The following is a 20,405-nucleotide window of genomic DNA, read 5'->3' on the forward strand; positions in this document are numbered from 1 at the left end:
GTATTAGCTTCTCTTACTCGGCTTAAATGCCGAGGTCATGTTCTTGGAAGCCAACTTCTTTTCGTAAAATTCCTTAGAGGCCGCGTAAATCGTTTTTTCGAAAGTAGCGTACACTGTCCCTTCTTCATCTTCGTATTTTGCGGGAAGATCGAAAACGATTTCACCTTTTTCTAATATATCTTGCTTTGTTTTTTCGATCAACTCTTCCGTGATCAAAAATCTGATCTTTACTTTGTCGAGGATCGGTCGAACGAATTTCACTTTTGCAGCCTTGTCCCAGACCACATAGTCCGATCCGAGTATCCACATCATCATCAGCATATAGTACGGATCCACGGAACTATAGATACTTCCGCCGTAAATTGTACCGACTCGATTTAATGTGCGTAGATTTTTCTTTAGACTTACATGAAGTTCTCTAAGATCGGAAGAGATGAATTGTATTTTGCCGCCGGTGCACCACAAACAAGGCCAATGGTTCAAACGAAAACGCAACCACCAAGAAGATAAGGATTCTTTTTTATCGCTAAGATATAATTTCATACGGATTCTTTGCTGTCAGATTGAAAGTAGTATTCATCTCTGCAAGGCGATTTCCCTTCTGCTCATTCCCGAAAACTACCACTTATATTCCGGTTATATTAAGATAACAAACATAGAACCTTTTTATTCTTTAGAAAACGATCGTTATGTTAACTTTTTAAAAATATTCGAAAGGACGTTGACAGGGATAAGGTTTCGAATATTTCTTTTTCTACTCCGGATATCGGAGCTAAGCATTAAACTTTTATAATGCAGAAAAACAGATCATTTGAATGGTGAAAAAATGAAAAGATCCAAGGTGCTTACTACCAAAATCGTCGCAGCCGCATTTATTTGTGCTGTTTCCCTGATGGGAGCCGGATGTAAAGATTCCTCCTCAAACTACGATTCATTGTTATTTTTAGTCCAAGCCAACGGTAAATCCGGCGGTTCTCTTCCAGCGGACATAAATTATAAAGCGGAATACCTCACTCCTGCGCCTTTAGACCAGCCGAGTGGAATACCTTTCGAAGGGGGCGGCACCAAGGGTAAAAACGGAAGAAGTCCTATCCCTGTTTACGCTCCAAAATTGCAGATTGACCCGCAGGCTTGGATGAGCAGCGGATACCAGTCCAGATCGAATACCCAGCTCAGAAACATTTGTATCCCTGGAACTCACGACTCGGGAACTTACGGGATCAACGGAATAGACGAAAATATCTCCCAAACTCAGGAATATAACGTAGGAGAACAATTGGCTCTAGGATATCGCTACTTCGATCTAAGGATCAAAAAGATAGACGGACAATTTAAGATTCACCATGGGTCCAGCGTTTCTGTTTCCGCTCAGGAAGTGTTCCAACATATCTCCAGCTTCGTAAATAATCGTAAAAAAGAGATCGTATTCGTTCATATCCAGAATGTGGATAGCATGAGCGATGCAGAGCATTACGAACTAAAGGACCAATTGGTTCTTCCATACTTAGGTTCCAGAATGGCTCCTCGTAATTTAGGGAATTCGGTGAACTTTGCCCAACTTTGGGACCTAGACAAGAATGTGATCCTAATCTGGGGCGGCGGAAATTACGCGGACTTATCTCAATTGTATTGGAACCAAGGCCAAACGATGAAAAGCGACTGGCAAAATACCGGAAGCGAATCCGATCTGATCAATGGACTTAGAGCACGTATCAAAGATAATAGAGAAGGTAAATTTTACGTAGCTCAAATGATCCTAACTCCGAATGCGACTCAGATCATCTTCCCACCTTATTGGGGAAGTATAGAAGATCTTACCAATGATAAATTGGATCATGCAAGTTTTGTTTATGACTTGGATAGAGAAGCCAAAAAATCGGGACAACGTTTGAATATCGCAATGGTAGACTTTGCAGGTCCACGCTTCTCTCAATATGCCTTCGAAGCATGTATGGATGTAAACGATCTAGAACCTAGATACTTCACTTTAAAAAGTAAACAATCCAATTTATGTTTAGATGTGAGCAGCAGCGGAACTGATAACGGAACTCGTGTTCAAGTATGGAACTGCAATAACACGAACGCCCAAAAATGGTTCTATGAACATTCTACAAGTTATCTAAGAAGCAAACTGAATAATGATAAATGTTTAGATAACGGAGCGGAGAATTGGAACGGAGGAAAGATTGTACTCTGGGATTGTAAAGATATGAACAATATGAGATTCGATTTTTACGACGATTCTATGCGGGTTAGACAAAACGAATCTATCGCTGTGGATGCAAACGGTTCTACGAGCGGCTCCTTGGTCAGCCAATGGACCTGGCATGGCGGAAACAACCAACGTTGGGAGAAAAATTACGAGTCTCCTTACTTCGCACTCGTAAACCAAGCTTCTAATCTTTGTTTGGATGTAAATAAGAGCAGCACTGATAATGGAGCAAGGATCCAAGTTTACAACTGTAACGGAACGGACGCTCAAAAATGGTATTACGATGCAGGGAACGGTTTCCTCAGAAGCAAACTAAATCCTTACAAATGTATGGATAACGGAGGAGAGGCTCGTAACGGCGGAAAGATCGCTCTCTGGGATTGTAAGGATATGAACAATATGAGATTCGATTTCGTGGGAGATAGTATCCGAAATCGGATCAACTCGTTGTATGCTGTGGATGCAAACGGAACCTCCAGTGGATCTTTAGTGAGCCAATGGGAGTTCAAAAATACGAGCAACCAACTCTGGAAAAGATCATATTAATAAATCCTAATAAGATTTATCCTCTCGGTTTTGAGGCCGGGAATATACAGAAGGTCCGGATCTTGCGGACCTTCTTCTTTTTTTAGCCCCCAAAGCTTGACTTCACAGTTGTATAAGCCTGGGCTAAAAAATACACAAAAACCGAGAAGGAACTAGAAGCAGAGATCATCCAAATCCCTAAACCGATGGGAGATCCCCAAGAATACCAAGGATAATCCGGAATTTCGTTCTTGCTATTTTCTGCCATATTTGTTCTCCTTAAATCGAATTAACTCGATGATTAATTATCTTGATTATCGAGATATTAGATGGTCGAAATAATTGCAAGATAAAAAAATCCCAAAAACGAAACCCGATCTGATGGAATCCATTATGAGCGATTCCAAAAACCTGAGTACAGTATCCATTTTATTCCACCAGACTATCGCCGATCGGCTCGGGCTTTATATCACGGATCACAAATGTGTGGACTTTTTGTTTACTCAGGGCCCTCAAACAGCGGGAGAGATCGCTAAAACGATGGGACTAAGCACTGGCGCAGTAACTTCTCTGATTGATCGATTGGAGAAAAAGGGCCTGGTGGAACGCAAAAACGATCCAAATGACAGAAGAAAGGTGAGAATTTTCCTGACCCAAGATATGGCCGCCATGCAGAAAATAGGAAGCCTGTTCGAAGGTTTAGCCAAATCGGTTTGGGAACAACTTTCTGCTTACACCGCCGAAGAACTAAAGATCATTTTGGATTATACCCGCAAATCGATCCGGATCATGGAAGAAGAAAGAGAAAAACTTTTGCAGAACCGACCGGATTCATAAACTTTTTAGAAGGATTCTACTATTTTGCTTATATTTTTAAGCTTGCTCAACTAGCCGATTTTGCGGAACAATTCTGCGAAAACTTTTAGAACTGAATGAATTCCTAATTTTTCGGGAATTTTTGGGGGAGGAAAGGATGAAAGCTTTAGTCACCGGAGCAAGCGAAGGTATCGGAAGAGAATTCGCAAAACAACTAGCTGCAAAAGGTTATCAGATCACCGCGGTTGCAAGAAACGAAGCAAGACTCAAACAACTAGTAGATGAACTTGGAAAAGGTCATTCATTTATCGTTGCAGACTTATCCGATCCGAAATCAACCGCAAAGATTCAAAAAGAGTTAGAAGATAATCATTACAATTTGCTAATAAATAATGCAGGTTTCGGAGTATACGGACCGTTTGATAAAGCGGATCTCCATAGGTTACAGGCGATGACTCGTCTTAATATCGATTCTCTCGTTTCTTTATCATATTCTTTCTTAAAAAATTCCAAAGAAGGAGATTCTTTGATGAATATATCTTCTACTCTGGGGCTTGTTCCTATGCCTTCTTCCGGAGTATATTCCGCGACCAAAGCATTCGTAACTTCTTTTAGTGAATCCTTATGGTATGAGCAGAGAAAAAGAGGTGTCTACGTTATGGGCCTTTGCCCTGGAGTGACCGTTTCCAACTTTTTCGAAAGAGCGGGAGGAGATCCTAAGGATTTTCCCAAAGCAATCGCCCAATCCGCAGAAACCTTGGTTGAATACGCTTTGGCGGCCTTGAAAAAAAGAAGTTCTCCCACTGTGGTTTCCGGTCTTCCGAATAAAGTTTTAGTAAAAGTTTCTAAGCTGATCGGAAGGAAAGCTACGGTTAAATTGATGGGAAAAATGAGGTAATAAATAAGATGACGTCCCCTTTTTTTGGAGAATTTTTAGGCACATTTGTGCTCATACTTTTAGGAGACGGAGTAGTAGCCGGAGTTTTATTAGAAAAATCTAAAGCAAAAGATTCCGGTTGGATCGTGATCACTGCAGCCTGGGCATTCGCGGTTATTTTAGGAGTTTTTACGGCCAAAGCATTCGGAAGTGCGGATGCTCATTTAAATCCCGCAGTTACTTTAGCTTTTGCGGTACAATCAGGAGAATATTCCAAAATTCCAATATACCTTCCCGCACAATTTCTGGGGGCGTTCTTAGGAGCCGTGGCGGTATACCTGCATTATCTTCCTCATTGGAAGGAGACAAAGGATTCCGGAAAAATTTTGGCAGTGTTCTCCACTGATCCCGCAATTTCTAACCCACCTTCCAACTTTATCAGCGAATTTTTAGGCACCTTCCTATTGATCATCGGACTACATTCCATATTCTCCCCTCAGATCGCAGATGTGACCACTCCGATCGGTGTAGGATATGTGGGCGTTCTGGTCTGGGTGATCGGACTTTCTATGGGCGGAACCACGGGATACGCGATCAATCCGGCAAGAGATCTGGGACCGAGGCTCGCGCATTATATTCTTCCTATCGCAAACAAAGGAAACTCGGGATGGAAATACGCATGGCTTCCAATTCTTGCTCCTTTAGCAGGCGGAACAGTCGCAGGAATATTCTTAAAATCTTTACTATAATCGGCAGGATCGAATCGAAGTATGAAATCACTCCATATCAAGCAAACATTCTTAATACTCTTTTTAATCTATTTATCTTGCGGCGGAGAACAGATTCGAAACGTTCCGATCGACGGAAACTTGGATCTGCAAGGCCATAGAGGTGCCAGAGGTTTAAAACCGGAAAACACCTGGCCTGCATTCGAAGAAGCTCTTTCCCAAGGAATGACCACACTCGAGTTGGATACTGTCCTGACCAAGGATCAGAAAATCATAATACATCATGATTCCGAATCCAATCCCGCATTATGCTCCAAAAAAGACGGATCAGAGATCATTTCCAAATCCATTTACGAACTTACTCTTGCCGAATTAAAACAACTGGACTGCGGAGCTAAAAAAAATCCTAAATTCCCCGAACAGATCTCCGTTCCTGGAACCGAACTTTTAACCATCCAAGAATTTTTTGAAAAGGTCCAAACTTGGGAAAGAACCGGAAAAAGAAAAATTATCCCTAAATTCAATATAGAGACAAAATTCCCGAATGATGAACAGTCACAAGTCTCTAACGAAATTTTAGAAGCTCACGTTAGTCTTTTGATCAAAGCAATCGAAGCTGCTAAGGTTGTAGATCGCACAACGATCCAATCTTTTTATCTTCCAGCACTTCCTTTAGCTAAGAAAAAAAATCCTAAGATCCAAACTTCTGCGTTATTCTCTCTCACTTATCCGCAAGGAGCGGCTATGAAATTCGGGCTCGGTGGTTCCAGACGAGAACTTGTTTTAAATCAAACAAAAGAGTTAAAAGCGGATATTATTTCCCCTTATTTTTTATATGTTACGGATGAATTCGTTTCAAAGGCGCATTCTTTAGGAATTAAAGTGATTCCTTGGACCGTGAATGATACAGTTGAAATGGAAAGATTGATTAAAGCAGGCGTAGATGGAATTATTACGGATTATCCGGATCGGTTGAATTCCGTTCTTAAAAAACATTAGACACACTTTCGGTTCTGCTTATCCTAACTGGAAGTGAAGCGGTCTCTTTTACTTCTTTCCACTTTTTTGTTCTGCTTCTCTTTAGAAGCGGCGCCGATCCGAGACGGAGTGTTGCAAATTTCCCCTCAGGATCTCGAGGAACATTCCGAACTCATTCCATTAAACGGGAATTGGCAATTCTTATATGGAGAATTTGTTTCTCCTGAAAAAAGTTCCGCAGCTAGTTGGGACATGTTATCCGTTCCTCACTCTTGGCAAGATACCAAAAAAGGAGATCAAATTCTTCCGAGAGAAGGAGCGGCAAGCTTTCGTTTATCCATCATCTTCCCGGAAGAAGATCTAAAAAAAGAGATCGGATTGATGATGCCTGACTTCGCATCAGCTTACAAATTATATTATAACGGAAGATTAATATATTCTTCTGGAAACCCGAGCTTAGAACCTTCTTCTGAAATACCTAGGATCAAATCGGTATATTTACCTTTAAGAGTAGAAAGAACAAATACTGAAATTTTAATACAAGGCTCCAACTGGATCAATAATTTCGGCGGTTTCTGGCAGGTTCCAAAAATTGGGACCTTAGAAGCGATCTATAGGGAAAAGCTGATCACTCAATCAAGAGAATCATTTTTGTTCGGTGGACTTCTTCTCATCGGACTTTATCATACGGGACTTTTTCTTTTTAGAAGAAAGGAAAGATCCGCATTCTATTTTGCATTATTTACATTTTTAGTAACTTTGAGAGTCGCATTGATCGGCAATAGGCTTGTTTTGGAAATTTTTCCGGATTTCCCTTGGGAGTCCGTTTTTAGATTGGAGTTCTTCTCTTTCTATACGCCGGTCCCGATCTTTTTAATGTTCCATCGTTCCTTATTTCCGGAGGACACATTCTCTTGGGTACCTGCTGTTGCTTGGGTGATAGCGATCGTTTACGATATTACTTTATTATTCCCGATCGGATTTTTCACAAAGATCGTAGGTCCGTTCCAAATCGTAACTGGGATCGGCTTACTATATGTACTGTTTACAGTTTGTTTGGGAGTTTGGAGAAAAAGAGAAGATTCTCTCCTGTTCCTTACAGGATTTTTCGCATTTGGGATCACTGTTGGAATAGACCTACTTTGGGACAAATTAAATCTAAGAGGGATCAATCTTTCTCCTTACGGACTTCTCGTATTTACTCTTTCCCAGTCATTGGTGCTTTCCAGAAGGATAGCAAGAGCATTCAGAAAATCTGAAATACTCAGCGAAAATTTAAGGATCACTAACAGCGCTCTGAATATTTTAAAAGACAATTTAGAAGTCCTCGTTCGGGAAAAAACCTCCGAATTGAATCATTCCCTGGAAAGAATACGTAAAGACTTACTCGTTGCCCAAAGAATTCAGAAGAAACTTTTCCCGGAGAATGTGGAATCTTATAAAGAATTAAAATACGCAGTAAAATATTTGCCAAGAGACGAAGTTGGCGGGGATTTTTACGATATTTTCGAAGTTTCACCAGGTGTGTATCGGATCTTTCTTGCGGATGCCACCGGACATGGAGTCCAAGCTGCGTTAGTCACTATGGTGATCAAGGCGGAATATGAAGGTATCAAATTCGGAGCAAAAGATCCCGGATTCTGCTTGGATCTTCTGGATGATAAGTTCCAGAGAAAATTCTCCTCTTTAGGAACGATATTCTCTTCTATTATCGTGGATATTTATGCCAGAGAGAACAGATTAGTTTACGCGTCTGCAGGACATCCGGATCAGATTTTGGTACATTCTTCTCATCTTATGAATTTGAGAAGGACAGGCGCTATCATAGGTTTGAAAAACAAAAAAAGTTACGAGAACCAAGAAATGGATTTTTCAAACGGAGATAGGATGTTCCTTTTTTCGGACGGAGTATTCGAACAATTCAATTCCAAACGAGAAGCCTGGGGAGAATCCAGATTGAGAAAACGGATCTCCGAACTTTCGCAAGAGCCTATCGAAAATATCCCTGACATTGTGATGAAAGATCTGGACCTGTGGTTAGAATATTCCCAGCCTCAGGATGATATCAGTTTGATCGCAATAGAAAGAGTTTAATTAACTTACGATCCTGAGTTCGTCGATCGTAATCGTTTTTTCCAGAAAGTAAAAACTAAGAGTTGGAGAAAAGTCCGTAGAATGATCTATTCTTCGTCTTCTTCTAACCCAAGATAAAATAGGGCCCATAAAGTATCGAATAAGATCTGCATTAATAGTGCGAACCTTTCTTCCCTATCTTCTACCGTTTTGAAATCTTCGATCAAGAAGGTAACGAAAGGCTCTAAGATCCTTCTTTCTTCCAGATCGGGGATAGAATTCAAACTTTTGATGGAAAAGTTTGGCTCCACAGGTACATTATGATAATTTAATCGACTGTTTAGGACTAAAACGGCTATTTCTAGAAGTTCTGCATCCGACATCGTTTTTACGCCGGCATCGTTCAGTCCGGAAAGTAGGCCCGAAATTGCCTCGTCGGTGATCTCTTCGCTTCTGTCCTCGTCTTCGTCGCTATAGGCTTCTGAAATTGCGATTAGCACCGCAGTGGCTTGATCCCAAAAAGAAGACAATACCTCGTCCAAACGAGCCTCGTCCTCTTCGGTTAATTCCCTTTTGAACCCTGAGTCCAAATCATCATAAAAAGGTTCCGGATCATCGGTCTCGCATGCAGCGGAAACGAATGTGCGAACAGCGATCCAAAAAGGCGACTTTTCGTGGCCGATGCGAAGAATTTCCTCTGCATATTTGGCGACTGTAGCTCTCCAATCGGAAAGAGAATAGGAAGGAATCTCCATATTCAAATGTTCCTCACTATCTTCAAAATCGTCGACACTATAAATCTTTTCATATTATTTTTTAAGAAGAAATTTAAGCTAGATCTTTAACTAACTCGCAGATTCTAGTTGCTCCTTACTATGAAAGACCGAATATTTTCCCCATGAATATTGACCAAGATTATGATTTTCCCAGATTTCGTTCGGATTCGAACAAGGGTCATTATGAAAGCTGGTTCGTAAGAGGAAATCATCCGGTTCGTCCTCTTGCAATTTGGATCCGTTATACTATTTTTTCTCCCAAACGTTATCCTCAAGATTCAATAGGAGAATTATGGGCGATCTATTTCGACGGAGAAAACGGAAAACATTATGTTTCTAAATCGGAATATCCTATCTCAGAATGCGAATTTTCCGGAGATCCTTTTAAGATCAGGATCTCTTCTTCCGTTCAAGACCATAAAGGTTTAAAGGGCAAATCCGGAAACAAGCAAGGTTCTACGAATATAGAATGGGACCTAAACTTCTCCGGAGGCGATAATCCTCTTTTTCTATTTCCTAAAGATCTATATTCGGGAGGTTTCCCAAAGGCAAAGGTGCTCGTCGGAAAACCTTCCCTACTACTTAATGGATTTATAAAATTAGAAAATAATAAAATAGATCTAAAAGATTGGAAAGGTAGTCAAAATCATAACTGGGGCCCGAAACATACGGACCAATATGCGTGGGGACAAGTAGCTGGCTTCGATGGAGAAGAAGGCTCCTTTCTAGAACTGGCAACTGCAAAGATCAAGATAGGACCTCTCTGGACTCCAGCTATCACTCCAATTGTCCTACGTTTGCACGGAAAAGAGTATGCACTAAACGGCTTATTCTCCTCTTTCGGAAGAGCGAGCTATCATTATTTCGATTGGAAATTTCAGGCTTCTTCTCCTGAAATAAAAATAGAGGGAAGGATACACGCGGATAAAAAGGATTTTGCCTGCCTGCGTTATGCGAATCCTCCGGGCGGTTGGAAGTTTTGTTTAAATAGCAAAATAGCAAGGGCAGAAGTTTTGGTCCAAAGAAAAGGGGAAACTTCTCCGCTTCGTTTAAGATCTGCCAGAAGTGCAGCCTTTGAAATACTTACTGAAGATCGTTCTCACGGTTTACTGACTGAAGTTTAATATTCTTTTACCTCGGACCTTTTTCGGATTGACCAGGGTCCCTTTCTCGAAAATTTTGAGAGTCAGCCTCAGTTTCTTTTAATCCAAAAAGACCGTTCCTTTTGGATATATTGGAGCAAAACGGGATTTAGACAAAAAATTCCTGAGGCGGCCGAGATGAGATAGTGGTGAGGAAAAAACCTCATTGACTTTTTTTGAGACTTATTCTCACTTGCAAAATCAAGCCGGTCCCTGTCCCAGGAGCCGGAGGGAGTCATCCCCACAGTTCATCTCTGGCCCCGGTCGGATTTTATCCAGACCGGGGATTTTTCCCAAATTTAAAGGAGATTTCCATGCGAAACATCCATACAAGAATATTCTCAATTCTGTTCAGCGTTACTCTGTTCGGTTCCCTGATTTCTTGCGAGGGTCCTGGTAGCAATAATGCTGCCGCAGCGCTTTTAGGTTTGGATATTCCTGCCAGCGCAACGAAAGTCCAAGCACTCAACCGTTATGCGGACCTTGCCTATGAATCCTATAACCAAGCGGCAACAGATGCAACAAACCTACTTACTGCACTTACTACCTTCACTACTACTCCCAACGAGGCAAATCTGACTGCTGCCAGAAACGCCTGGGTTGTAGCAAGATCCAGTTACTTGGTTACGGAAGCCTTTCGTTTCAGCAACGGACCGATCGATGCAGATCCGGGCTTCTGCGGAGCTCCGGGAGGTTCCAATTACTCCGGAACCGATGAGTGTGAAGGCGCACTCAACGCATGGCCTTTAGATGAAGTAGTCATAGACAATTACCTAAATAGCTTATCTTCCGCTCCTACTTTTGCGGACATCTACTCTAAAAACGGTGATTCTTCCTTAGCTTCCGGTAGCGAAGGCGATACCGAGAAAGTAGTTATGACCGGCTATCATGCGATCGAATATCTTCTTTGGGGACAAGATAATGCAAGCAGCGGAAACAACTCGGTTCCTGGGCAAAGACCAGCAACTGATTTTTCAGGAGGCGGAGTACCCAGTTATAGAAGAGCTTATGTTTTGGCGGTCACTCAAGGCTTGATCGGTCATTTACAGCAAGTTAGAAACCAATGGGATCCTGCAGTTACTTCCGGCATTTACAGAACGGATACTTTTTTAGCTTCCGGAAATACGGATACGTCCTTAAAGAATATTTTCGACGGTCTTACCGCATTCATGGTTCAGGAATTGGGAGGAGATCGTTTATCGGGTGTGGATAGTGAACTCCAAGAAGACGAACACTCCTGTTTCAGCGACACTACTAAAGCGGACTTCTATTATGATGCGCAAGGTGTTTATAATATTTGGACCGGGAACTACAGCATCAAGAAAGGAGTAAATATCAGTACGGGAGCGGGACTCGTCAATCTTCTGAGTAGCAAGAACCAAGGCTCAGTCGTTTCCGAAATTGAGAGAGCAAGAGATACTTTCTGTATCAATCTGGACAATGAGAGTTCCGATCCCAATTACACTTCGTCTTGCCCAAGCGGAAGTTTATCTCACCGTTATGATCAAGTGATTATGCACCCTACAGATAGCCAACATAACGTTTTGGAAAATGTAGGTTTACTGATCAATACGACATTGGCTCAAAACATAGTTAGAGCGAAGAATGTTTTAGGACTCTAATCGATTACAATGTATGGGAGTCGGACTCTTATTTTCCGACATAAAGATAAAAAAATGAACTGTGATAAAAACAAAGGTCTCCACAAAAACGGGGACCATAAAAAAAACCGGATCGGTCTAAAAGGATCGATCTTATTTCTTACGATTGCGTTACTTTCACTTGGATGCGATCCTTCCGGTGGAGATAACACCATGGCTCTGTTAGCCGCTTTAAATCCTTCGAATGGTTCTGTGGATCCAGGCGAAGAATATTCCGGCGGTTACACTACGAACTTCGTCTCAAATGCTTTTGCATTCGATATTCGCGCCGCAAATTTAAGATCCGGAGGAGCGACTAAGTTCAATAAAGGAAACTCATTCTTCAATATCAATTGGGTCTCAGAAGGAAGCAGTTCTCCTGCGGGACTCGGACCTACTTTTAATACGAACTCCTGTCAAAATTGCCACCAAGGCGACGGCAGAGGAGCTCCACCTTCTTCCGGTTCCTTGAATAACTTCCCGGGAATTTTAATCCGCCTTTCTCAGAACGGTTCCGATCCCACTACGGGAGGACCTGTCGGCCTAGACAAATACGGTCTTCAATTGAATCATAAAGGTTTAGGCTGTAATCCGGCGGTTTATGATTCCAATTTCGATTGCGATAGCGGCAGTATAACAGGTTCGAATTTTACTCCTCCGGAAGGAGCCGCCTCGGTATCTTACGGCTCCATTGCCGCTCCCAATTATCCAAGTGGAAGCACTACTTATCCGGAAGGAACTAACGTAACCCTAAGTCAGCCTACGTATACTTTTACTTGGAACCCTCTATTCGGAGATCCTACTTCTTCCCCAAGCGGTTTTAACTTCTCTCCAAGAACCGCTCCTATGATCCCAGGTTTAGGTCTTTTACAAGCGATTCCTGAAAGCACTATACTAGGCTGGGCGGATCCGAGCGATTCGGATGCAGACGGTATATCAGGAAAAGTGAATATGGTTTGGGACGCATCGACCAGTTCCAAAGTCCTGGGAAGATTCGGCTGGAAAGCGAACGAGCCTAGTTTGTTCCAGCAGAATCAGGGAGCATTTTTAGGAGATATGGGAATCACTAGTCCTTTATTCTCTACGGATAATTGTCCTTCCGGTCAAGCTGCATGTATTACGAATTCTTCAGGAACTGCAAGCCCGGAAATCTCCGCAACCCTGGTGGATGCTGTCGTCTTCTATACTATGTTGGTTGGAGTTCCTTCCAGAAGAAATATTACGGATCCGGATGTAGTCGCAGGAAAAGCTCTCTTTACCAGTGTAGGTTGCGCGGGCTGTCATAAACCTTACGTTCAGACAGGAAATGTTCCCGGATTTCCGGAAATTTCCTACCAGCATATCAAACCGTATACCGATCTGTTGCTTCATGACATGGGCCCGGGACTCGCGGACGGAAGACCCGATTTTGATGCGAGCGGTCAGGAATGGAGAACTCCTCCTCTTTGGGGTTTAGGACTGATACAAACAATAAACGGACATTTAAGACTGCTTCATGACGGAAGAGCGAACGGGATCGAAGAAGCGATCCTTTGGCATGGAGGAGAAGCGAATACAGCTCGTGGAAATTTCCAAAGCCTCACAGCAGCACAGAGACAACAATTGATCACATTTTTAGAGTCCCTATAAGAGAGGAAAATATGAACCTTACATCTGCGATAAAACATTATAAAAATATAATTATCCTAACGTTGATCTCCTCTTTCTCCCTGACAGGTTGTGAAGGGGGATCAAGCTCTAACATGGGAGCGCTCGCCTTCTTATTTTCCTCAAACGCTGATTATACTAAAGTGCTAAGATATTCCGGGACGAACGTGGTTCTTCCAAGCTTGCTTGCTCTTAAAAACGATACTGCCGTCTTGGAAACCAAGGCTTTAGCTTATTATACCACTCAGAACGCCACAACCTTAGGAGAATTGCAAGACGCTTGGAAAGCCGCTCATGTTTCCTTGAAAAAAGTGGAAGCTTTTTATTTCGGTCCGGGAACCTATCCATCTACCAAGAACTATTACGTTAAAATGGATGCTTTCGAAACTATTTCAGCGAGACCTTTATGGACTTACGTGAATAAAATTATCACGAACACTGCGTCTTGCGCGACTACTGATCCGATCACTAAAACCGATCTAGCGGCTTGTTCAGTGATATACAAGGGATTTGAATCTTTGGAAATGCTTATCTTCTCTTCCGACGGTTTGGCGAGTACGATAGATGATGCAACTTCAATCAATTCTGTCAACACTGCGGGTTCTAGAAGATTAGAATATCTTAAATCGCTTGCTCAATTAATCAACCAAGACGCGAATAGTTTGTATAATTCTTGGGATCCTTCCGGAGAGAATTTCTTAGGAAATTTTATCGCAGGGAACGGATCTTATTTTTCCAATCAAGGAGTCGCCTTCGATACATACGTTCAATCCTTGGGAAATATAATGTACCAAATCTGGGATGCTAAATTAGGAGGACCGGCTTGTATAACTCCAGGATGTTCTACAAATCCGAATCCTAAATCCACAGAGGCCACCTTCTCGAGGAATGCTTACCAGGATCTATATGACAATCTTTTGGGTTTCGAACTTGGATACCAGGGGAATCCGGCGGATACGGATTCAGTTACTCTTTCTACGATGATCCAAGCTCAAAATTCCCAATTGGATTCGGATATCAAAGCTGCGATCGCTGCCTTAAAATCTGCGATCAATACCTCCAACGATTTGTATGCCCAAATAGATGCCGATGGAACTTCGGTAGGGACAAGTATTACTACAAACGTGCAACCGATATACAACCTTGCCGATACTCTAAAAGTCCTTTTTAATGTGGATGCGTTCTCAGCATTGGGCGTTCCGAGTCTTCCTCCAGCGGCGGACGGAGACTGATCCTTTTATAAAATGCTAATATATATTGTTTGAGATAAAAACGATATATATTAGCATTCCGTTCTCGCACTCCAAATTTGTCTTGCAAACATTGCCGTTAGACTTTTCTCTATCGGACTATGTTTAGTTCTCTATTTCCATTGATCGCTTTTACAGCTTGGACAATTCTACTCGTACTCATCGTAGTATCTTTTAGAACAGTGCAGGTATTGGCAGGCTCCAAAAAATCTAACGAGTTCCCGGCTTGGATACAACACGGTTCCGATCTGTATTGGAGGATCCACCGAGCTCATCTGAACTGCGTAGAAGGTCTTCCTGTTTTCGGAGTTTTAGTTTTGACCTTTATTCTCTCAGGATACCAAAACGATACTTTCGATCTTCTTGCTTGGATCGTATTCGGAGCAAGGATCCTACAAACAAGCGCTCATCTAAGTGGCGGAGGCGTTTGGAACGTGAATGTGAGATTTACCGGATTTATTATCCAATATATTTGTTTCACTGCGATGTTGGTGATTTTAGTACGTTCCATTCTTTAATCTAGGAACGACGGGGAAGGTCCCCGGTCGGAACCGCGACAGCGATGCGTAGACCTTTAGTCCGGGCACTGCCCGGATGAGCGCGAATGCGCGAAGTCGAAGCAGCGCGGTTCCCGCGAAGCGGGAAGTCGCCATATAATCTCTTCCCGAATCCGATTTTGAAAAACCTCTTGACCGTTGTGTACATTTGCGGTTAACCTTCGGGATACATGGCTTCCAAGTTCGATTATCTCCGCAAAAATCTTTATGCAATGGCGGAGCTATGTTTAGAACAAATCCTTATTTTGGATGATGCGATCGAACAGGAAAATCCGGACCTTGCCAAACAAGTGATCGAAAGAGACGATCTCATCGACAGTTTGGAAAAACAAAACGATAACCTTTCCCAAAATGCGATCTTAGAAGCGATAGCAAATCGTAACTTACTCGGGATGGACCAAATCGACGGAGAAGTTGTTCTCAAAAAAGATCCTCTTCGATTTGCACTCTCCTCCATTCGTATCAACCGAAGTTTAGAAAGAATGGGAGATCAGATCGTAAACTGCGCCACCTGTTATAGAAGAGGACTTCTCCCAAAAGGATTTTTCAGACAGGAAGAAATTTTGGACAAGATGCTCTCCAGAGTAGTTACTCTTGTAGGAATGGCTGTAGAATCCTTGGTGGAAGAGAAAAACAGATTTTACGGCTCGGTCCATACGGTGGAAGAAGAACTAAATAATCTTTGTCACGCTGCATTCTTAAAGTTCGTGTTGGACCCAAGATTGGACAAAAACCAATTCGCAGACTTGTACAGAATAATCCTAGGGATTGAAAGAGCTGGAGACTATGCGGTAAACATCGCAGAAGAATTGGTACGTTTAAATACTGGAATGGACATTCGCCATCTTTCAGATCCGGTCCAGGTCACAGAAAAAACAAAAGTTTCTTAGATATATTATAAAATCCTAATTATTGCTGAACGCAAACTAAAGATTTTGTTACACTACAGAAGTCCGGAGTTCCAGTCGATATTCCTCCGACGTTTGGATCGGCAGAATTTGCAAAATTTCCTTGGTCGGAAGGGTTATTGGAAGTCCAACCTTGGCAGGTATTTGCTGTAGACCAATCCGTCTGCAAGCCGGTCCAATATCCTGCGGCAGTCGCTGCTACCCCACTCCCTGTTCCGAACGCAAATAATGCGTTCGCATCCGTTGAGAAAGCTTTGGTAAAAGCGCCACCGTTAAAATCTATATAGTCTTTATTCGGCTTTAATACCCAGTCTATCTTAGAAGGCATTGCTCTCCTCCATGTACCTGCGACCGCGAAAGTTTTGTAAGTCCCGGAGGGAAGTCCGGTCAAAGAGTCCGCCGCATTCTGACAAACAAAATCCGCAAAGCCGCCGAATCCGAAATTTCCCGCAAAGGATGCGCTTGTCGCAAACAAAAATTTATCATTATCTTTTTGTAATATTGAATAAGGGATCGTTTCGGAATTCGGAGTAAGAATGGAGATCACGACTGAATTATCCGTAGAGTCGGAGTCATCGGACAATCCAGTCACAGTCAAAGTTTGAGGAATATTATAATCCGAGGGAGTAAATATCAGAGTAGATGGAGAGATCGAAGCTATCGCAGGATTACTGCTGGAAAAATTATAAGTTACCGAAGAAGAATCAGGCTTATGCACCAGATAAATGGATAGAACAAGAGACCCGCTCTCCGGAAGAGAATTCCCACCGGTAATGATAATCTCCTTATCACATCCATTGATCAAACAGTCGATAATTGCGTTCTCATAATATTCCTTTGTACTAGGATCTCCGGAATTTTCGGATTTAATTGCACAAGACGATTGAAGGACCGAAAAACAGATCGCAAAGAATAAGACAAGTCGCTTGATCAGCATAAAAAACTAAACCGGATCCTTAAAACGGGTGGTCTCGCTTCCATTATTGGATTCGAGACCTTCTCCCTGTTCCAAATAACTTTCTAATTCTTCTTTTAAACCGTGAGGTAGCTGCAAGCCGGTACTTTCTATCCTTTCGTTGTATTTACTGAAAGAAAATCTATGCCTAGAAGTCCCAAGATAAACGCTCAAAGCCTCGGAACCCCATTCCAAAATGTCCCGGATATATTCTTCGTTCTCTTCTAACTTTTCCGCGTACGGTATGAAAAGAGGGCGATTCACCGGACGGCCTATAGTTCTATAAAATAAAAGTCTGCGAAGTACTTCGTGATCCTTCCAATTTCCCGCGTCGAGCGCTCTTTCCACCATTCTAAGATTGATACAGTCTAAAAACTCTATCTTTAGATTTTCGTTTTTCAGTCTTCTGCGAAGGCTCGCCTTGATCTCTTCGGACTCGTATAAAAAATTAGGACAATATTCGGGACATTCTTGGTCCTTATGTAAATCACAATAATGTAATAGAATACAATCGATGTCCGAAGAAGGTTCTACGATCCCAAAATTGATCGAACCTAAAATTTCAACACCGGTGCGAAAACCTTTGTCTTCCAATTCCTTTAAGGCGATGCGGCAAGCCTGCATTCTTCTTAAAGCTTCTTTAGTATCGTAGTTGCGGTATTTACTTTTTAGGGCTACGTATTTTTCTATTAGATAGGTCATTCGAACAGTTCTCGCAAATAGCGGTTCATACCGTGTAATACTATCTCCGGGATTTCATGTCCACCCGGAAATGCCAACAGCTCACCTATCCAACCTGCGTCATTTAACACTGTTTCTAATCTTTTCGCGGCAGGATAACCGAGTACAGGGTCCATTCTACCATGACTTTGAAAAAATTTATAGCCCGGAGTTTGTTTAGCATACTGGGACCAGTGAGTCTCATCCAGCAGAGTTCCAGACAGAATGACAAGACCTTTAGGCTTTTTCTCTGCCTTAAGAGTAATCTCGGTCGCAAGCATTGCCCCTTGGGAAAAACCGCCTAAGATGATCCGATCCATCGGAACATCTAAAGCCTGGATCATCTCTTCTACCTTTTGTTTCGCTTCTCCCAGGCCGGCCGGATAACGTTCAAAAAGTTCTCTAGAACCTCCTGCTACCATGGCTCTTTGTAAAGCTTCCATATCTATAGGGAACCAAGCCTTTCCGTTATAACCTGGGGCGATCGGAATATCCAATATCCCATCCGGAAAAATGAAATTCGTACCCTCAGGAACGTCCATGTAAGAATACAAAGGAAGAAGATCGAATGCATTCGCACCGTAACCGTGCAGAAAGATAACGTAAGGCCCTTGTGGATCGCCCGGAATACGAGCTGCTTTAACGGGACCTAATTGGACAAGCGGGATATCATACATGATTTCCTTGTAAGCAAAGAGTTCTAATTTGGCAATACCATTTAAAGTCAGAAACCCTTTCAACGGTTCTAATCTCAAATCTTAATAACCTACGAAATATTAGAATTTCCAAAGGTATTTCATTAAAATTTAATGGTCTATATGAAAAAAGCAAGGCTCTGTTAGGTTATTTGAAACAAAGTGCTTATGCGGAATTTTATCCTAATTTTTATATCTTCCTTTTTTATCCAAAACTGCGGAATTGTCCTTCTTACTCAGGACTTAAATTCTGAAAAAGATAACGTTCCGACCTTAGCAAGACTACTGCTCGCAATAGTTCCTTCGGAAGCGTTGATCCATTATTTTCCGATGGATAACACTACAAGTCCCTTAGATGTAACACAAAACGGTTTAGATATGAACTCTTACGGAGTCGATATGGCAGTATCGGTTCCCGATCGTTTCGGGATTCCGAATCACTCACTCTATTACAACGGAGCGGTCGGAACGGGAGCAACTACACAAAGCGCAAATAACGGAGATCAGATCTTAAACGGAAGCACTTCTTCTTATACGATCAGCTTTTGGGCAAAAGGAACTTATCCGGCTTCTCCCGGCGGAGGAAGTATGGGAATTTTTATAGCACAGGGTAGCGGCTTCGGGATCCAATATTATAAAAATTATCCGTCTTCTTGCGGATCGCTTAGGGCTTTTACTAATAATGGAAGTGTGGGAGATGTGGATCTCATCGGCCCGTGCAATTTTATCCCGGAAGCTTGGCACCAGATTATCTTTGTTTGGAACTTGGAGCAATTTACCGCAAGTTTGTATGTGGATAATATCCTGATCGCTCAACAAACGAATGTAGGAAGCCAGAGACCTTGGAATGTGAACGCAAAATTATCTTTCGCATTTTCCACTTTAGGTAGCAATTACGTAGAAGTAACGATAGACGAATTTAAGATCTATAATATGGCTTTATCACCCAATCGATATTGGATACCTTAATCACTTAAATGAATTCGCTTTCGTTCATTTATTGAAACAAAATTTAAAAAAAGTCCCCGAATAATACTTCCAAAGGTACATCCTCCTATCTCAGAATGTTTTTCGAATTGAATTTCATATGCGAAAGATCTTACAATTACTCTTGATCTCATATCTTTTCCTAGATTGCGGGACTTATCTTCTTCTCGAAAACCAAGAACAAAACGACCAAACAGCATTCCAAAATTTCGTAAATATTACATTACTAGATTCTTCCATCGGACTCGTACATTATTGGCCGTTAGACGGGGATCTAAAAGATAGAGTCGGCGGATTGGACCTGATAGCAGTAAGCGGCACTCCAACTCCTACATTCGATCGATTTGGATTTCCTGGAGGAGCATATTATTATGATGGAGCCGGCGGCTATCACCAATCTTCAGCACAGGGACCGCTATTTTTCGATGGGACCGTTTCCTCATTTACAGTTAGCGTTTGGGTAAAGGGAAAATTTCCTCCCGGAAATAACGGCAGCGAGTTTATTTTTTTGAGCCAAGGCGCCGGATTAGGTCTCCAATTATACGCATTTTCATCTGGCTCTTGTAGTGGGAGACTGAGAGCTTTCACAAACAATGGAGGCTCAGGGGATGTAGATGTCGGCACAGATTGCGGAATATATCCGGAAGATACTTGGTATCATATGGTTTTTACTTGGGATATCAACACATTGACAGGTTCTCTATACGTGAATAACGTCTTAGTCGACTCCGGAACTTTCGGAATAAACCGTCCCTGGGCTACTAATAGTTTTTTTCAATTGGGTCAATCCGATCTTTCTTCTCAGCTTTTTGCGGGAAGTGTGGACGAGGTCAGAGTTTATAATCGGGTGATATTTCCTGTTTCAAGTTTGTAGGGAGTAGGAGCACCGAGGAGCAACAGTATTGCTCCGAATGCGAGA

General features: G+C 42.1%; 19 protein-coding genes and 1 pseudogene. 14 read left to right on the forward strand and 6 right to left on the reverse strand.

The window, feature by feature from the left end; genetic code table 11:
• Positions 1 to 3 precede the first annotated feature (3 nt).
• Positions 4 to 543: a DUF4442 domain-containing protein gene (locus LEP1GSC185_RS19475; protein ID WP_008593282.1), complete on the reverse strand. Its 540-nt coding sequence runs from the start codon at positions 541 to 543 to the stop codon at positions 4 to 6.
• Positions 544 to 826: 283 nt separating this feature from the next.
• On the opposite strand from LEP1GSC185_RS19475, the gene LEP1GSC185_RS19480 reads away from it, so the two are divergent.
• A complete protein-coding gene (locus LEP1GSC185_RS19480; protein ID WP_010516008.1) occupies positions 827 to 2,758 on the forward strand; it encodes a ricin-type beta-trefoil lectin domain protein in 1,932 nt (643 codons plus the stop codon).
• A gap of 82 nt (positions 2,759 to 2,840) precedes the next feature.
• Here LEP1GSC185_RS19480 and LEP1GSC185_RS20065 read toward each other — a convergent pair whose 3' ends face one another.
• Entirely contained in the window at positions 2,841 to 3,005 is a 165-nt protein-coding gene (locus LEP1GSC185_RS20065) for a hypothetical protein (protein WP_008593290.1), read from the reverse strand.
• Positions 3,006 to 3,130: 125 nt separating this feature from the next.
• On the opposite strand from LEP1GSC185_RS20065, the gene LEP1GSC185_RS19485 reads away from it, so the two are divergent.
• From LEP1GSC185_RS19485 to LEP1GSC185_RS19505, 5 genes are all read left to right on the forward strand, one after another.
• Entirely contained in the window at positions 3,131 to 3,574 is a 444-nt protein-coding gene (locus tag LEP1GSC185_RS19485; protein WP_232298469.1) for a MarR family winged helix-turn-helix transcriptional regulator, read from the forward strand.
• 136 nt (positions 3,575 to 3,710) lie between these two features.
• The gene (locus tag LEP1GSC185_RS19490; protein WP_008593208.1) at positions 3,711 to 4,451 is read left to right on the forward strand and encodes an SDR family NAD(P)-dependent oxidoreductase; all 741 of its coding nucleotides are present in this window, start codon (positions 3,711 to 3,713) and stop codon (positions 4,449 to 4,451) included.
• Between the two features lie 8 nt (positions 4,452 to 4,459).
• On the forward strand, positions 4,460 to 5,179 hold the full coding sequence (locus LEP1GSC185_RS19495) for an MIP/aquaporin family protein (protein WP_008593402.1): 720 nt from the start codon (positions 4,460 to 4,462) through the stop codon (positions 5,177 to 5,179).
• A 21-nt stretch (positions 5,180 to 5,200) separates the two neighbouring features.
• Positions 5,201 to 6,157 carry a glycerophosphodiester phosphodiesterase gene (locus LEP1GSC185_RS19500; protein ID WP_008593285.1) on the forward strand — a complete coding sequence of 319 codons (957 nt, stop codon included), beginning with the start codon at positions 5,201 to 5,203 and terminating at the stop codon, positions 6,155 to 6,157.
• 33 nt (positions 6,158 to 6,190) lie between these two features.
• On the forward strand, positions 6,191 to 8,230 hold the full coding sequence (locus LEP1GSC185_RS19505; protein WP_008593258.1) for a PP2C family protein-serine/threonine phosphatase: 2,040 nt from the start codon (positions 6,191 to 6,193) through the stop codon (positions 8,228 to 8,230).
• Between the two features lie 86 nt (positions 8,231 to 8,316).
• On the opposite strand, the gene LEP1GSC185_RS19510 is transcribed toward LEP1GSC185_RS19505, so the two are convergent.
• On the reverse strand, positions 8,317 to 8,964 hold the full coding sequence (locus tag LEP1GSC185_RS19510; RefSeq protein ID WP_008593293.1) for a hypothetical protein: 648 nt from the start codon (positions 8,962 to 8,964) through the stop codon (positions 8,317 to 8,319).
• A gap of 143 nt (positions 8,965 to 9,107) precedes the next feature.
• On the opposite strand from LEP1GSC185_RS19510, the gene LEP1GSC185_RS19515 reads away from it, so the two are divergent.
• The 6 genes and pseudogenes from LEP1GSC185_RS19515 to LEP1GSC185_RS19540 all read left to right on the forward strand — a co-directional run bounded on the left by LEP1GSC185_RS19515 (position 9,108) and on the right by LEP1GSC185_RS19540 (position 16,111).
• Positions 9,108 to 10,109: a hypothetical protein gene (locus LEP1GSC185_RS19515; RefSeq protein WP_008593096.1), complete on the forward strand. Its 1,002-nt coding sequence runs from the start codon at positions 9,108 to 9,110 to the stop codon at positions 10,107 to 10,109.
• 332 nt (positions 10,110 to 10,441) lie between these two features.
• Positions 10,442 to 11,749: an imelysin family protein gene (locus LEP1GSC185_RS19520; RefSeq protein WP_008593130.1), complete on the forward strand. Its 1,308-nt coding sequence runs from the start codon at positions 10,442 to 10,444 to the stop codon at positions 11,747 to 11,749.
• A 222-nt stretch (positions 11,750 to 11,971) separates the two neighbouring features.
• A pseudogene (locus LEP1GSC185_RS19525) lies at positions 11,972 to 13,396 on the forward strand (di-heme oxidoreductase family protein); the annotation flags it as partial.
• Between the two features lie 11 nt (positions 13,397 to 13,407).
• Positions 13,408 to 14,646, forward strand: a complete 1,239-nt coding sequence (locus LEP1GSC185_RS19530) for an imelysin family protein (RefSeq protein ID WP_010516019.1) — start codon at positions 13,408 to 13,410, stop codon at positions 14,644 to 14,646.
• A gap of 119 nt (positions 14,647 to 14,765) precedes the next feature.
• On the forward strand, positions 14,766 to 15,182 hold the full coding sequence (locus tag LEP1GSC185_RS19535; protein ID WP_008593163.1) for an MAPEG family protein: 417 nt from the start codon (positions 14,766 to 14,768) through the stop codon (positions 15,180 to 15,182).
• Positions 15,183 to 15,391: 209 nt separating this feature from the next.
• A complete protein-coding gene (locus tag LEP1GSC185_RS19540) occupies positions 15,392 to 16,111 on the forward strand; it encodes a phosphate signaling complex PhoU family protein (RefSeq protein WP_008593292.1) in 720 nt (239 codons plus the stop codon).
• 19 nt (positions 16,112 to 16,130) lie between these two features.
• Here the strand turns inward: LEP1GSC185_RS19540 and LEP1GSC185_RS19545 are convergent, their stop codons facing one another.
• From LEP1GSC185_RS19545 to LEP1GSC185_RS19555, 3 genes are read right to left on the reverse strand one after another with little or no spacing between them, the layout of a single operon-like run.
• Positions 16,131 to 17,066 (reverse strand): DUF1554 domain-containing protein, encoded by a 936-nt coding sequence (locus tag LEP1GSC185_RS19545; protein ID WP_008593152.1) that lies wholly within the window; start codon positions 17,064 to 17,066, stop codon positions 16,131 to 16,133.
• A gap of 6 nt (positions 17,067 to 17,072) precedes the next feature.
• Positions 17,073 to 17,786 carry a hypothetical protein gene (locus tag LEP1GSC185_RS19550; RefSeq protein WP_008593448.1) on the reverse strand — a complete coding sequence of 238 codons (714 nt, stop codon included), beginning with the start codon at positions 17,784 to 17,786 and terminating at the stop codon, positions 17,073 to 17,075.
• The gene (locus LEP1GSC185_RS19555) at positions 17,783 to 18,481 is read right to left on the reverse strand and encodes an alpha/beta hydrolase (RefSeq protein ID WP_029607998.1); all 699 of its coding nucleotides are present in this window, start codon (positions 18,479 to 18,481) and stop codon (positions 17,783 to 17,785) included. The genes LEP1GSC185_RS19550 and LEP1GSC185_RS19555 overlap by 4 nt, the downstream gene beginning before the upstream one ends.
• A gap of 186 nt (positions 18,482 to 18,667) precedes the next feature.
• Here LEP1GSC185_RS19555 and LEP1GSC185_RS19560 point away from each other — a divergent pair, with 186 nt between their 5' ends.
• Together LEP1GSC185_RS19560 and LEP1GSC185_RS19565 are read left to right on the forward strand one after the other, a co-directional pair.
• The gene (locus LEP1GSC185_RS19560; protein WP_008593409.1) at positions 18,668 to 19,468 is read left to right on the forward strand and encodes a LamG domain-containing protein; all 801 of its coding nucleotides are present in this window, start codon (positions 18,668 to 18,670) and stop codon (positions 19,466 to 19,468) included.
• Between the two features lie 118 nt (positions 19,469 to 19,586).
• On the forward strand, positions 19,587 to 20,360 hold the full coding sequence (locus tag LEP1GSC185_RS19565) for a LamG domain-containing protein (protein ID WP_008593134.1): 774 nt from the start codon (positions 19,587 to 19,589) through the stop codon (positions 20,358 to 20,360).
• Positions 20,361 to 20,405: the final 45 nt, after the last annotated feature.

The sequence above is a fragment of the Leptospira licerasiae serovar Varillal str. VAR 010 genome (genome assembly GCF_000244755.1).
Lineage (GTDB): Bacteria > Spirochaetota > Leptospiria > Leptospirales > Leptospiraceae > Leptospira_B > Leptospira_B licerasiae.

Excerpts from the sequence above, each read along its gene's own strand:
- LEP1GSC185_RS19530 (WP_010516019.1), top strand. The coding sequence starts at position 13,408 with ATGAACCTTACATCTGCGATAAAACATTATAAAAATATAATTATCCTA.
- LEP1GSC185_RS19535 (WP_008593163.1), top strand. The coding sequence starts at position 14,766 with ATGTTTAGTTCTCTATTTCCATTGATCGCTTTTACAGCTTGGACAATT.
- LEP1GSC185_RS19520 (WP_008593130.1), top strand. The coding sequence starts at position 10,442 with ATGCGAAACATCCATACAAGAATATTCTCAATTCTGTTCAGCGTTACT.
- LEP1GSC185_RS19540 (WP_008593292.1), top strand. The coding sequence starts at position 15,392 with ATGGCTTCCAAGTTCGATTATCTCCGCAAAAATCTTTATGCAATGGCG.
- LEP1GSC185_RS19500 (WP_008593285.1), top strand. The coding sequence starts at position 5,201 with ATGAAATCACTCCATATCAAGCAAACATTCTTAATACTCTTTTTAATC.
- LEP1GSC185_RS19475 (WP_008593282.1), bottom strand. The coding sequence starts at position 543 with ATGAAATTATATCTTAGCGATAAAAAAGAATCCTTATCTTCTTGGTGG.
- LEP1GSC185_RS19490 (WP_008593208.1), top strand. The coding sequence starts at position 3,711 with ATGAAAGCTTTAGTCACCGGAGCAAGCGAAGGTATCGGAAGAGAATTC.
- LEP1GSC185_RS19515 (WP_008593096.1), top strand. The coding sequence starts at position 9,108 with ATGAATATTGACCAAGATTATGATTTTCCCAGATTTCGTTCGGATTCG.
- LEP1GSC185_RS19485 (WP_232298469.1), top strand. The coding sequence starts at position 3,131 with ATGAGCGATTCCAAAAACCTGAGTACAGTATCCATTTTATTCCACCAG.
- LEP1GSC185_RS19495 (WP_008593402.1), top strand. The coding sequence starts at position 4,460 with ATGACGTCCCCTTTTTTTGGAGAATTTTTAGGCACATTTGTGCTCATA.
- LEP1GSC185_RS19560 (WP_008593409.1), top strand. The coding sequence starts at position 18,668 with ATGCGGAATTTTATCCTAATTTTTATATCTTCCTTTTTTATCCAAAAC.
- LEP1GSC185_RS19480 (WP_010516008.1), top strand. The coding sequence starts at position 827 with ATGAAAAGATCCAAGGTGCTTACTACCAAAATCGTCGCAGCCGCATTT.
- LEP1GSC185_RS20065 (WP_008593290.1), bottom strand. The coding sequence starts at position 3,005 with ATGGCAGAAAATAGCAAGAACGAAATTCCGGATTATCCTTGGTATTCT.
- LEP1GSC185_RS19510 (WP_008593293.1), bottom strand. The coding sequence starts at position 8,964 with ATGGAGATTCCTTCCTATTCTCTTTCCGATTGGAGAGCTACAGTCGCC.
- LEP1GSC185_RS19550 (WP_008593448.1), bottom strand. The coding sequence starts at position 17,786 with ATGACCTATCTAATAGAAAAATACGTAGCCCTAAAAAGTAAATACCGC.
- LEP1GSC185_RS19555 (WP_029607998.1), bottom strand. The coding sequence starts at position 18,481 with ATGTATGATATCCCGCTTGTCCAATTAGGTCCCGTTAAAGCAGCTCGT.
- LEP1GSC185_RS19565 (WP_008593134.1), top strand. The coding sequence starts at position 19,587 with ATGCGAAAGATCTTACAATTACTCTTGATCTCATATCTTTTCCTAGAT.
- LEP1GSC185_RS19545 (WP_008593152.1), bottom strand. The coding sequence starts at position 17,066 with ATGCTGATCAAGCGACTTGTCTTATTCTTTGCGATCTGTTTTTCGGTC.